At 56.5% G+C, this 12,150-nt stretch carries 10 protein-coding genes; 7 read left to right on the top strand and 3 right to left on the bottom strand.

Annotated features, from left to right (window positions below; translation table 11 throughout):
- Positions 1-28: 28 nt before the first annotated feature.
- Positions 29-490 carry a multidrug/biocide efflux PACE transporter gene (locus ABLV30_RS28225; RefSeq protein ID WP_025107400.1) on the bottom strand — a complete coding sequence of 154 codons (462 nt, stop codon included), beginning with the start codon at positions 488-490 and terminating at the stop codon, positions 29-31.
- 96 nt (positions 491-586) lie between these two features.
- On the opposite strand from ABLV30_RS28225, the gene ABLV30_RS28230 reads away from it, so the two are divergent.
- From ABLV30_RS28230 to ABLV30_RS28240, 3 genes are all read left to right on the top strand, one after another.
- The gene (locus tag ABLV30_RS28230; protein WP_064404185.1) at positions 587-1,459 is read left to right on the top strand and encodes a LysR family transcriptional regulator; all 873 of its coding nucleotides are present in this window, start codon (positions 587-589) and stop codon (positions 1,457-1,459) included.
- Positions 1,460-1,589: 130 nt separating this feature from the next.
- Positions 1,590-2,768, top strand: a complete 1,179-nt coding sequence (locus ABLV30_RS28235; protein WP_064378369.1) for an acetyl-CoA C-acetyltransferase — start codon at positions 1,590-1,592, stop codon at positions 2,766-2,768.
- A gap of 242 nt (positions 2,769-3,010) precedes the next feature.
- Positions 3,011-3,706 (top strand): porin, encoded by a 696-nt coding sequence (locus ABLV30_RS28240; protein ID WP_032720124.1) that lies wholly within the window; start codon positions 3,011-3,013, stop codon positions 3,704-3,706.
- A 216-nt stretch (positions 3,707-3,922) separates the two neighbouring features.
- Here the strand turns inward: ABLV30_RS28240 and ABLV30_RS28245 are convergent, their stop codons facing one another.
- Positions 3,923-5,098 (bottom strand): oligogalacturonate lyase family protein, encoded by a 1,176-nt coding sequence (locus tag ABLV30_RS28245; RefSeq protein WP_014226688.1) that lies wholly within the window; start codon positions 5,096-5,098, stop codon positions 3,923-3,925.
- Between the two features lie 542 nt (positions 5,099-5,640).
- Here ABLV30_RS28245 and kduD point away from each other — a divergent pair.
- On the top strand, positions 5,641-6,402 hold the full coding sequence (gene kduD / locus ABLV30_RS28250; protein WP_004124661.1) for a 2-dehydro-3-deoxy-D-gluconate 5-dehydrogenase KduD: 762 nt from the start codon (positions 5,641-5,643) through the stop codon (positions 6,400-6,402).
- A gap of 311 nt (positions 6,403-6,713) precedes the next feature.
- Complete coding sequence (locus ABLV30_RS28255; RefSeq protein ID WP_014226687.1) at positions 6,714-8,132, top strand: sugar porter family MFS transporter; 1,419 nt, start codon at positions 6,714-6,716, stop codon at positions 8,130-8,132.
- On the opposite strand, the gene ABLV30_RS28260 is transcribed toward ABLV30_RS28255, so the two are convergent.
- Positions 8,133-9,128 carry a LacI family DNA-binding transcriptional regulator gene (locus tag ABLV30_RS28260; protein ID WP_064378370.1) on the bottom strand — a complete coding sequence of 332 codons (996 nt, stop codon included), beginning with the start codon at positions 9,126-9,128 and terminating at the stop codon, positions 8,133-8,135. It abuts the gene before it with no gap.
- Between the two features lie 240 nt (positions 9,129-9,368).
- Here ABLV30_RS28260 and ABLV30_RS28265 point away from each other — a divergent pair, with 240 nt between their 5' ends.
- Both ABLV30_RS28265 and ABLV30_RS28270 read left to right on the top strand, forming a co-directional pair.
- Complete coding sequence (locus ABLV30_RS28265) at positions 9,369-10,610, top strand: MFS transporter (RefSeq protein WP_014226685.1); 1,242 nt, start codon at positions 9,369-9,371, stop codon at positions 10,608-10,610.
- Positions 10,611-10,628: 18 nt separating this feature from the next.
- A complete protein-coding gene (locus ABLV30_RS28270; RefSeq protein WP_177936727.1) occupies positions 10,629-12,062 on the top strand; it encodes a glycoside hydrolase family 32 protein in 1,434 nt (477 codons plus the stop codon).
- Positions 12,063-12,150: the final 88 nt, after the last annotated feature.

The raw sequence follows: 12,150 nt of genomic DNA on the forward strand, positions 1-12,150 counted from the left end.
CGTTACCGGCCGGGCGCTTTGCTAAAGATTACTCGCGGGCGGCGATCCGCTGCTGGCGAACCTTAATGACCCGCTCGCGCAGCATATCCCAGACCCAGTTAAAGGCCATGGTGTAGGGCAGGAAGAACAGCATAAAGCCGATTTCCAGCATAAACGCCTGCATCAGCGAAACGCCCAGCACCAGTGCGACCATCGTGACGCCGATAATAATAAAGCCTGACTCGAAGCCGATCGCGTGCAGCGCGCGGACCCGCAGGGTACGGACGACCCGGGTTACCGGCCACAGCCGGTCGAAGAGGGCGTTATAGATAATGTTCCAGACCATCGCCAGCGTCGCGAGCAGGATACTGAGCCCGCCCATTTCAACGACCGAACGCTGCATGAGCCATGCGGCGGTTGGGGCGAGGATCAGCGTCGCCAGACCTTCAAAGCTTATCGCGTGGATTACCCGTTCCGTCAGCGTTTTGCGCTGGGCGTTGACTTGTTGCATGGCTTGTTGCCTCCGGTCTTTATATGAAATTACCCGGCATTTTATGGATAAATATGATAAACAAAAGATAGTATCCATCGATAAAGTAGATAGTTCATGCGCTATTCTCCCGAAGCTTTAACCGCGTTTGTCGAATCCGTGGCCTGCGGTTCATTCTCTGCCGCGGCGCGGCGGCTGCGCAAAAGCCAGTCCACCATCAGCACCGCAATCGCCAACCTGGAAGCCGATCTTGGCGTGACGTTGTTCGATCGCACCTCCAGACAGCCGACGCTCACGCCGCAGGGCGAACAGGTGTTGAGCTACGTGAAGGCGATTCTGGCGGCCAGCGACAGGCTGGATGAGCTGGCCATTTCGCTGTCTGGCAACACCGAAGCGCGTCTGACCTTTGTGCTCTCCGATACGCTGCATCCCGATGTGCTGGAAGATCTGCTGGCGCAGTTCGATCGTCGTTTTCCGCACACCGAATTTGAGTGCCTGATTGGCGAAGACGACGACGTTATCGATCTGCTGCAAAAGGAGCGGGCGCAGGTGGGGCTGATTGAGGCCAGGGACAGCTACCCGACAGAAATAGGCAGTATCCGGCTGCCGATGCAAACCGAAATGGCTATCTTCGTGGCGCCCCGGCACCCGCTGGCGGCCCAGGGCAGCGTCACCCGCGACGAGCTGTTCAGCTGGCGCGAGCTGCGCCTGAGCACCTATCTGGAAAATACGGCGGAACCGGCGCGCGGTCTGGTATGGTCGGCGCCTAACTATCTGCTGCTGTTCAGCATGGCGGCGCAGGGGTTGGGATGGTGTATTTTGCCCAGCGCGCTGGTGGAGGAGTTCGCCGGGAGCGGAAGCCTGGTGGCGCTGGATATTGCCGGCTGGCCGCGGATGATCTCCACCGATTTGCTGTGGAATAAAAAGGCGCCGCCGGGAGAAGCGGGAAGCTGGCTGCGTCAGCATCTGCAGCGGCACGGGCGCGAATAGGGGCCATTTTTACCATCGCCGACGATCTTTGTGATTTCCCTCACTTTTTTTAAACAATTGCGAAAATTTTTGATAACAATTCACTACTATGATGCTGTTTCTTTGCGCAGAGGCGGAGCAGAGGTAGAGGATGAAAGATGTCGTAATCGTCGGCGCGTTGCGAACGCCAATCGGCTGTTTTCAGGGCGCGCTGTCGCGTCATTCGGCGGTGGAGCTGGGCAGCGTGGTGGTGAAGGCGCTTGTTGAGCGCAGCGGCGTCGATCCGCAAAGTATTGATGAGGTGATCCTCGGCCAGGTGCTGACGGCAGGAACCGGACAGAATCCGGCGCGTCAGTCGGCGATCCGCGGCGGGCTGCCTAATACCGTTTCTGCTATTACCATCAACGACGTCTGCGGTTCCGGACTGAAGGCGCTGCACCTGGCGACCCAGGCGATTCAGTGCGGCGAAGCGGACGTGGTGATCGCCGGCGGGCAGGAGAATATGAGCCGCGCCCCGCACGTGCTGACCGACAGCCGTACCGGCGCCCAGTTGGGCAATAGCCAGCTTATCGACAGCCTTGTCCACGATGGCCTGTGGGATGCGTTTAACGACTACCATATGGGCGTGACGGCGGAGAACCTGGCGCGCGAGTATGGCATCAGCCGTGAACTGCAGGATGCGTGGGCGCTTAGCTCGCAGCACAAAGCGCGGCGGGCGATTGATTCCGGACGCTTTCGCGATGAAATCGTGCCGGTGGCCAGTGAACTCAACGGTACCCCCCGCCTGGTGGATACCGATGAGCAGCCGCGCGTCGACCCCAGCGCAGAAGCGCTGGCCAGCCTGCTGCCGACCTTTGACCAGCAGGGTTCGGTCACCGCCGGCAATGCCTCAAGCATTAACGATGGCGCGGCGGCGGTGATGATGATGAGCGAAGCTAAAGCCGAGGAGCTGGGGCTGCCGATTCTGGCGCGGATCCGCGCTTTTGCCAGCGTGGGCGTCGATCCGGCGCTGATGGGGATCGCGCCGGTCCATGCCACCCGTCGCTGCCTTGAACGCGCGGGCTGGAAGCTGGATGAAGTCGATCTTATCGAAGCCAACGAAGCCTTTGCCGCGCAGGCCATTTCGGTGGGCAGGGTACTGGAATGGGACGAGCGGCGGGTGAACGTGAACGGCGGCGCCATTGCGCTGGGCCACCCGATTGGCGCTTCCGGCTGCCGCATTCTGGTTTCCCTGGTGCACGAGATGATTAAACGCGATGCCCGCAAAGGGCTGGCCACGCTATGCATCGGCGGCGGCCAGGGCGTGGCGCTGGCAGTTGAACGCGAATAAGCCCCTTCTGATATATGCGTTAACTGAGCCTCCCTGTGGAGGCTTTTTTTTGCTTCCCGCCAGGCGTTACCCTGCCAAAAATTCCTTTCTGACGCGCTATTTTGTTGAGCGTTGTCACGTCTTTCTGTGCCACCTTTTTTGAAACAAATATTTACGATCGCGATCACTAAAACATTACTGCCTAAAAAATAAAATACGGTTTTATAAAAACGAAACGATATTTTAATTATGAGGGGTAATTTATGTTCGCAAGATCTCTGGCCCTTGCTGCACTCTGTGGCATGTCTTTCGCGGCTTCAGCCGTCACGGTAGATTTACGTCACGAATTCATTGACGGCGGCAAATCGGATAAGAGCAACGCCGACCGCGTCTCCGTCTCCCATCGTTTCGCTAACGGCTTTGGCTTCTCCGTTGAGGCGAAGTGGAAGTCGGGCGGCGATAACACCAGCCAGCCTTATTCAGATTTCGTCGGTAATGGTCATGAAGAGAGCATTACCTGGCAGTGGAAGGCGAATAAAAACTTCTCGGTCACGCCGGGGTTCAATATTGAAAGTAACGATAGCCGCTCGATCTACAAGCCAAACCTGCGCGTGCAGTACAGCTTCGATAATGGCTTCTACGTCGCAGCCCGCTATCGTTACGACTATACCCGCTACCCGGCGAATGCAGGGAAAGATGATGACAAAGTTAACCGCGGCGATGCGTGGGCCGGTTACGTCTTCGGCGACTGGCGTACGGAGCTGAACTACGTTTATGCGCGCAGTACCGAAGGGGTTAAGCGCAACGACAATAAACCGTACTCGCAGGAGTACAATCTCAAGGTTGCCTACAAGCTGGATAAAAACTGGGCGCCGTACGGCGAGCTCGGCAACGTTGGCGTCAACGATCGCAGCGACCGCCAGACCCGTTTCCGCGTAGGTGTTGCCTACTCGTTCTAACTTAAAAAATGTCCTCATCGTTTACCCCGGAGCGGTCAGCCGGGGTTTTCCGTTGGTATGAATCCCTCTTCCCGGAGCGGCGCAATGCGCCCCATCGGCACGGAATGTAGCCCGGATAAGCGCAGCGCGATCCGGGGAAAACGCCGGGCATAAAAAAGCCCTCCGAAAGGAGGGCAAGGCCAGTTACAGAAACACTAACTCAAACAGTGGCTAACGCTATGCCTTAAGCATCTCAGGCTGGGGCGGCAGCTTCGCGATATACACGGCAGGTTTGCCGTCTTTATCGGAGCTGAACAAAATGGCGCTATCGTCCGGCGTAAAGGACGGGTGCGGGTGGGTAACCTGGCGACTATTGGCCACGGTTGCCCAGGAGGTATCGTGACGCGCAACGCGGAAATAGGCCTGCTTCGCGACATCGAAAGCGTACAGATACGGGTCGTTATCAATGGTGTAGCCGCTGGTGTCTTTGACGTCCACCGGGGTACCGGAACCATCGCCAACCAGCATCGTGCCGTCAAAGTTACTCATCAGATGCGAACAGGCCGGCATCTGCATCACCGCTTCATTAACGCCGGTATCCGGGTTGAAGCTGTAGATCGTCCGGCCCTGCTGGCCCTTCAGATAAGAGACGTACACCAGCGCGGAGCCGTTCGGTACCCAGAATTCGTGGGTGCAGCTTTCGCCTTCCGCATGCGCTTTGACTTTACGCACGTTGCTACCGTCTTCATTTACCATCCACATCCGCGCATCGACCAGGTCATGCGGCCCTTCATGGCAGAAGGCGACGGTATGGTCATCGAACGGACGATAAATCGGATGGCCCAGCCATTTCCTCTCTTCGTGGATCACGCTGCTTTCGCCGGTTTGCAGGTCGACGCGCAGCAGGCGGCAGTGGGGGCCTTTGTGGAAGAAATCATGGAAAATCTGCCAGTCGTTGAGCGGCGTCCAGTCGCTTTTGGCAATCTCGATGCCAACCAGTTTGGTGCAATCGCTGTTGGCCACCCAGGTACCGTAGCCCACCCAGTCATCGGCGACGCGATACACTTCACGCTCTTGCAGCGTGGTGAGGTTAACCTCCAGCAGCGTACGGTCGTTCTTCACGTAATAAAGGGATTTATCATCCGGAGAAAGGAAACCACCAAACGTGTTATCACCGGCGCCTTCCGTTAGCTGCACCGCCTCGGCCTTTGCGAGGTCCAGCAGATAGTAGTTCCAGTTGCCGTCGAATTCGCCGGCAAACAGCAGGTGGCTGCCATCGTTAAAAAAACACTTCTGATAGAAATAGTTACGATGACAGGTTACTTCCGGTGGGGTTAAGCGGGTGATCTCCGCGCCGGTGTCCGGATCGCGGCTGACGTCATAATTCAGTTTAACCCGCATGCCTTTAGCCATGATGTACTCCTTTTCCTTCCTGAGATGTTGCCCGCCTGCGTTGACCGGCCAGTGGAAGTAGATTTAAAAGATGGGTGTTAATTTATCAAAACATCGTTTCATTATTTGTGATGACGGACGCAATTCGCAACAACTTCTTGCTATAGATCGCCTTTTTTTGCTGACAGTACGGCCGGCATCCCCGCGCTCTTTGTTTTCCTGCCGTTTTTTTTCGATCCGCCGTCTTTTTTTAAATTTTGAATAACTCATTGTATTTTATTGAATTAAATAGGAGTTTCACGGTTTATCAATCACCGCTTCGTGATCTGTTTTGCATTTTTAACATTTAACAGTCTTAAAATTGAAACGATGTTTTAATAATAATTGAAAATGACTTTAGCCGGGGCTAAGATGTGCTCACTGTAAAACGGAACTCTGTTTTATTTTTAGAAGGGGCAATCCCTGCGAGTTCTTCAAACCATAAGGGTCTGCACAAGCCGCAGGCTGGACTATCAGAACCTTGCCTGTACCTACACAGGCTCTGAAAGATTAAGGAACCAAGTATGATTCTCGACGCATTCTCCCTGCAGGGCAAAGTAGCCGTGGTGAGCGGTTGTGATACGGGTCTGGGCCAGGGCATGGCGGTGGGCCTGGCGGAAGCCGGTTGCGATATCGTGGGTATCAATATTGTTGAACCGACGGAAACCATTGAGCGCGTCACGGCGCTGGGCCGTCGTTTTCTCAGCCTGACCGCCGATCTGCGCCAGATTGATGGTATCCCGCAGCTGCTGGAGCGCGCGGTGGCGGAGTTCGGCCATATCGACATCCTGGTTAACAACGCCGGCCTGATCCGTCGCGAAGACGCGATCGAATTCAGCGAGAAAAACTGGGACGACGTGATGAACCTGAACATTAAGAGCGTGTTCTTTATGTCTCAGGCGGCGGCGAAGCACTTTATTGCCCAGGGGACCGGCGGCAAGATTATCAATATTGCCTCGATGCTCTCTTTCCAGGGCGGGATCCGCGTACCTTCCTACACGGCGTCAAAAAGCGCGGTGATGGGCGTGACTCGTCTGCTGGCGAACGAGTGGGCGAAGCACGGCATCAACGTCAACGCGCTGGCGCCGGGCTATATGGCGACCAACAATACCCAGCAGCTGCGCGCCGACGAACAGCGCAGCAGCGAGATCCTCGACCGTATCCCGGCGGGACGCTGGGGTCTGCCGAGCGACCTGATGGGGCCGGTGGTCTTCCTGGCCTCCAGCGCTTCTGACTACATCAATGGCTACACCGTCGCGGTGGATGGCGGCTGGCTGGCGCGCTAATATTTGCCGCGTTATCAGCGCAAAATGGAACCCTGCTTCGGCAGGGTTTTTTTATGTCTGAATAACAATTGTCCATATGATGAAACTGAAATAGTCCATATGGTTTATTTGTTTTTGAGGTAAGCATCTATATGTAACAGGGGTTGTTGAAGATGAAATGCTTATTTTCTGCTCTTCTGAAAGTTGAATGTCCATCACAAAACCATTGCCTGTAGCAACTTAATCCATATCTTTGGCGTGTCCTGCCTGACACCTTACGCCGCCGATCCCGTAGTTTCATCGTATGTCTTACTTCGTCTGGCAGGAAAAAAATGACCACTCTCAGTCACGACTCTACAACCATGCCGCGTACGCAGCGCGATACCCGGCGCATGAATCAGTTTGTCTCCATTGCCGCCGCGGTGGCAGGGTTGCTGTTTGGCCTCGATATCGGGGTGATTGCCGGGGCGCTGCCCTTTATTACCGATCATTTTGTTTTATCCAGCCGCCTGCAGGAGTGGGTGGTGAGCAGCATGATGCTGGGAGCCGCCATCGGCGCGTTATTTAACGGCTGGCTCTCTTTCCGCCTCGGGCGCAAATACAGCCTGATGGTGGGGGCGGTGCTGTTCGTTGCCGGCTCCGTGGGCTCCGCGTTTGCGACCAGCGTCGAAATGCTGCTGGTGGCAAGGATCGTTCTCGGGGTCGCCGTGGGGATCGCCTCTTATACCGCACCGCTGTACCTGTCGGAAATGGCGAGCGAAAACGTGCGCGGCAAGATGATCAGCATGTATCAGCTGATGGTGACGCTGGGTATCGTGATGGCGTTTCTCTCCGACACCGCGTTCAGCTACAGCGGCAACTGGCGAGCGATGCTTGGCGTACTGGCGCTGCCGGCGGTGGTGCTGATTATTCTGGTGATCTTCCTGCCGAACAGCCCGCGCTGGCTGGCGGAAAAAGGGCGTCACGTGGAAGCGGAAGAGGTGCTGCGGATGCTGCGCGACACGTCAGAAAAAGCCCGTGACGAGCTCAACGAGATCCGCGAAAGCCTGAAGCTGAAGCAGGGCGGCTGGGCGCTGTTTAAGGTCAACCGCAACGTGCGGCGGGCGGTATTCCTCGGCATGCTGTTGCAGGCGATGCAGCAGTTTACCGGTATGAATATCATCATGTACTACGCGCCGCGCATCTTTAAAATGGCGGGCTTCACCACCACCGAACAGCAGATGGTCGCGACCCTGGTGGTTGGCCTGACCTTTATGTTCGCTACCTTTATCGCCGTCTTTACCGTCGATAAGGCCGGACGTAAGCCGGCGCTGAAAATCGGTTTTAGCGTGATGGCCATCGGCACGCTGGTGCTGGGCTACTGTCTGATGCAGTTTGATAACGGCACCGCCTCCAGCGGTCTCTCCTGGCTGTCGGTGGGGATGACCATGATGTGTATTGCCGGCTATGCGATGAGCGCCGCGCCGGTGGTGTGGATCCTGTGTTCGGAAATTCAGCCGCTGAAGTGCCGCGATTTCGGCATCACCTGCTCAACCACCACCAACTGGGTGTCGAACATGATTATCGGCGCGACCTTCCTGACGCTGCTGGACGCGATCGGCGCAGCAGGAACCTTCTGGCTTTACACCGCGCTGAACGTCGCCTTTATCGGCGTGACGTTCTGGCTGATCCCGGAAACCAAAAACGTCACCCTGGAGCATATTGAACGCAGGCTGATGTCCGGCGAGAAGCTGCGCAATATCGGCAATTAATTACAACGACTCGCGCGGCAGCCACGGGCTGGCTACTTTTACCGTCTCCCGATGGCTGTCGCCGTTAATAATGTGCTGGGCGCTCAGGCGCCCGATATCATAGTGCGGTAGCTGCACCGTTGAGAGCGACGGGAAAAACAGATCGCCAATCCCCACCATATTGTCATAACCCACCACCGCCACATCCTGCGGAATACGCAGCCCGCGCGCCAGCAGCGTCTGATAGACCATAAACGCGATGCGGTCGTTGCCGCAAATCACCGAGTCGAACTGCGGCTTGCGCTGTTGAATATGGGCCAGCACGACAGCGGGAATATCGCGATAGTGCTCATCGCCGTAGGCCATATAGCAGTGAGCGAGCGTATCCGGGTCAATACCCGCTTCCCGGCAGGCGCGTTCCAGCCCCTGACGGCGGCGGACGGTCGCCAGATGATTTGCCGGCAGATGCAGGCACAGCGGCCGGCGATAGCCCGCGGCCAGTAGAGCCTGCACCGCCGTATACTGACCCTGTTCGTCGTCTGGGATATAGCTGGCCACCGGGTCGTGCAGGCTTTCGCAGTTGGCCAGCACGCAGGGGAGGGTTAACAGCTTGGCCGGTAGCGGTACCTGACGCAGACCCATCGTGGTGTAGATAATGCCGTCCGGACGATGGGAGAGCAGCAGGTCGACGATAGCGTCCGGGCTATCGTCAGAGAACATGTTGACCACGAAGCTGTTCCAGCCGTGCGCTCGCGCGGTCTCTTCGATGGAGAGCGTAATCTCCACCGAAAACGGCGTGGTGACGGTATCCAGCGCCAGTACACCGATGGTGTTTGGCGTCGCGTGAGCGCCGCGGATTTTCTTCGCCGACAGGTCGGGGACGTAGTTGGTCTCTTCGATAGCCGCCTGGACCCGAGCCAGGGTCTCCGGCTTGAGCCTTTCCGGGCTATTAAGCGCCCGGGAGACCGTCATTAGCGAGACATTCGCCAGCTTTGCTACATCCTTCAGAGATGCCATATTAAGTGCTCCACCCTTGCCGCCAGCAGCGGGGTCAACTAAGTTACTGATGTAAAAGGATCATACAATATTCTATCGTACACGTAGCGCGAGCGAAGAAGGTGAATATTTGATCGAGATCTCATCTCCTTTATGTTAACGTTAACTTTTGTGATTAACATCATGAATCGCAACAAAACGAAGTGAGTTTCGCTTTTTGTTAACGTTACCATAATAGCATTACTCCAACATGAGAATGTCATGATGAAAGCGCATCACTCTCACAGCTATCCGTTACTCAGTGCGTTACTCTTTTTCTTTTTCGTGACCTGGTCCTCTTCAGGTTCGCTGCTCTCTATCTGGCTACATCAGGAAGTGGGACTTAAGCCGGGGGATACGGGAATTATCTTCTCAGTGCTTTCCGTCTCCGCGCTTTTCGCCCAGGTGTGCTACGGCTTTATTCAGGACAAACTCGGCCTGCGTAAAAATTTGCTCTGGTACATCACCGTACTGCTGATCCTCTCCGGCCCGGCCTATATGGCGTTTGGCTACCTCCTCAAAATTAACGTCTTACTCGGCAGCATCTTCGGCGGGATTTATATCGGACTGACCTTTAACGGCGGTATCGGCGTGCTGGAATCCTACACCGAGCGCGTCGCGCGCCAGAGCCAGTTTGAATTCGGCAAGGCGCGGATGTGGGGCTCGCTGGGCTGGGCGGTGGCGACCTTCTTCGCCGGTTTGTTGTTCAACATTAACCCGCACTTAAACTTCGCGGTGGCCAGCTGCTCCGGACTGGTCTTTTTTTTCCTACTGGCGCGACTGCGGGTCTCTTCCGCGCCGCATGCCATGCAGGAGGCGGTATCCGGCGGTAAAGTCACGCTGGAAGACGCCCTGCGTCTGCTGACCCTGCCGCGCTTTTGGGCGCTGGTCTTCTTCGTCATCGGCACCTGTATCTACGGCGTTTATGACCAGCAGTTCCCGGTCTACTTCTCTTCCCAGTTCCCGACCCTGCAGGAAGGCAACGCGATGTACGGCTACCTGAACTCGTTCCAGGTGTTCCTGGAAGCCGCCGGTATGTTCTGCGCACCGTGGCTGGTTAACCGCGTCGGCGCGAAAAACGGCCTGATCTTCGCCGGAATGGTGATGGCCATGCGTATGGTGGCTTCCGGGCTGGTGGAGGGGCCGCTGCTGATCTCCATCACCAAGCTGCTCCACGCCGTCGAACTGCCGGTACTGCTGGTATCTATCTTTAAATACAACAGCTTAAACTTCGACAAGCGTCTTTCATCCACGCTGTATCTGGTCGGCTTTGCCTGCACCAGCTCGGTTATCGCGACGGTTCTGTCGCCGCTCGCTGGCTATAGCTATGAGAAATACGGCTTCGCCCAGTCCTATCTGATTATGGGACTGCTGGTGTTCTGCACCACCTTTATCTCCATCTTCTTGTTGCGCTCCAGTAAGTCCTCTTCGGACCCGCTAATGCCGCAAACTTCCGCTATCTGAATCAAAAGAGTAATGAATATGACGTATTCAATTTCCCGGGCTGAGCAAGAACTGCAGGCTAAACATGAACAGCTGAACCTGCGCTGGTATCCGCGCTATCACCTGGCCGCCCGTGCGGGCTGGATCAACGATCCCAATGGCCTGGTCTGGTTTGACGGCTGGTACCACGCGTTTTACCAGCACCATCCGTACTCCACCAAATGGGGGCCGATGCACTGGGGTCACGCGCGCAGTAAAGATCTGGTGCACTGGGAGCATCTGCCGGTGGCGCTGGCCCCGGAAGGCCCGGAGGATAAAGACGGCTGCTTCTCCGGCTCCGCGGTGGTGGATGGCGATACGCTGGCATTGATTTATACCGGGCATAAATTTCATGGCGATCCCAGCGATGAAGCCAACCTGTATCAGGTGCAATGTCTGGCCACCAGCCGCGACGGCATTCACTTCGAGCGCCAGGGGATCGTGGTCGACACTCCGCCGGGCATGCACCATTTCCGCGACCCGAAAGTGTGGCGAGAAGGGGACAGCTGGTACATGATCGTTGGCGCTCGCGATGGCGACACCGGCCAGGTGCGGCTGTATCGTTCAGCCGATCTGCGCCAGTGGCAGGATGCCGGCGTCCTCGATGAGGCGGAAAAAGAGATGGGCTACATGTGGGAATGCCCGGACTTCTTCGCCCTCAACGGCAAGCATATTCTGATGTTCTCTCCGCAGGGGCTGGCGGCTAAAGGCTATCAAAACCGCAACCTGTTCCAGAGCGGCTATCTGCTCGGTGAATGGCGGCCGGGGCAGGCGTTTGTGCGTGAGGGCGAGTTTGTGGAAATGGATCACGGCCACGACTTTTATGCCCCGCAAAGCTTCCTCACTCCCGATGGCCGCCGCATTGTCATCGGCTGGCTGGATATGTGGGAGTCGCCGCTGCCGGAGCAGCAGGACGGCTGGGCAGGCATGCTGTCGCTGCCGCGTGAACTGAGCCTGAGCGCGGATAATCGACTGCAGATGCGTCCGGCGAAAGAGGTCGAGAGCATGCGCGGCGCCAGCTTCCCGTGGCCGGTGACGACCCTGAAAAACCAGCAGACCACGATGGTGGAGAACTGCGAAGCGATGGAGGTGATCCTGCACTGGGATGGCCTGAACAGCAGCGCCGAGCAGTATGGCCTCAGCTTCGGCGAAGGTCTGCGCGTTTACGTGGATGCGCAGATGCAGCGCCTGGTGCTCGAGCGGCACTATCCGCAGTATGGCCTGTGCGGCACCCGCAGCGTCCCGTTGAATGAAGGCGCCGATCTGAAGCTAAGGATATTCTTCGATAGCTCTTCCGTCGAAGTGTTTGTTAATGATGGCGAGGCCTGTCTTAGCAGTCGTATATATCCGGATGCCGATCGTCGCGAATTGGCTTTATTTGCCTGGAGCGGTTCGGCTTATTTAACCGAAGCCGGCGCCTGGCAGCTGGAATAAGTTTTACTGAATAGTTGTTAATAACCCGTCTTCGACGGTGGACGGGTTATTATTGTCGAGCTTTACCCATAAATAAAAAATACTATTT

The organism is Klebsiella sp. CN_Kp113 (assembly GCF_040064585.1).
Taxonomy (GTDB): domain Bacteria; phylum Pseudomonadota; class Gammaproteobacteria; order Enterobacterales; family Enterobacteriaceae; genus Klebsiella; species Klebsiella michiganensis.

Excerpts from the sequence above, each read along its gene's own strand:
- ABLV30_RS28270 (WP_177936727.1), top strand. The coding sequence starts at position 10,629 with ATGACGTATTCAATTTCCCGGGCTGAGCAAGAACTGCAGGCTAAACAT.
- ABLV30_RS28225 (WP_025107400.1), bottom strand. The coding sequence starts at position 490 with ATGCAACAAGTCAACGCCCAGCGCAAAACGCTGACGGAACGGGTAATC.
- ABLV30_RS28245 (WP_014226688.1), bottom strand. The coding sequence starts at position 5,098 with ATGGCTAAAGGCATGCGGGTTAAACTGAATTATGACGTCAGCCGCGAT.
- ABLV30_RS28260 (WP_064378370.1), bottom strand. The coding sequence starts at position 9,128 with ATGGCATCTCTGAAGGATGTAGCAAAGCTGGCGAATGTCTCGCTAATG.
- ABLV30_RS28235 (WP_064378369.1), top strand. The coding sequence starts at position 1,590 with ATGAAAGATGTCGTAATCGTCGGCGCGTTGCGAACGCCAATCGGCTGT.
- ABLV30_RS28240 (WP_032720124.1), top strand. The coding sequence starts at position 3,011 with ATGTTCGCAAGATCTCTGGCCCTTGCTGCACTCTGTGGCATGTCTTTC.
- kduD (WP_004124661.1), top strand. The coding sequence starts at position 5,641 with ATGATTCTCGACGCATTCTCCCTGCAGGGCAAAGTAGCCGTGGTGAGC.
- ABLV30_RS28255 (WP_014226687.1), top strand. The coding sequence starts at position 6,714 with ATGACCACTCTCAGTCACGACTCTACAACCATGCCGCGTACGCAGCGC.
- ABLV30_RS28230 (WP_064404185.1), top strand. The coding sequence starts at position 587 with ATGCGCTATTCTCCCGAAGCTTTAACCGCGTTTGTCGAATCCGTGGCC.
- ABLV30_RS28265 (WP_014226685.1), top strand. The coding sequence starts at position 9,369 with ATGATGAAAGCGCATCACTCTCACAGCTATCCGTTACTCAGTGCGTTA.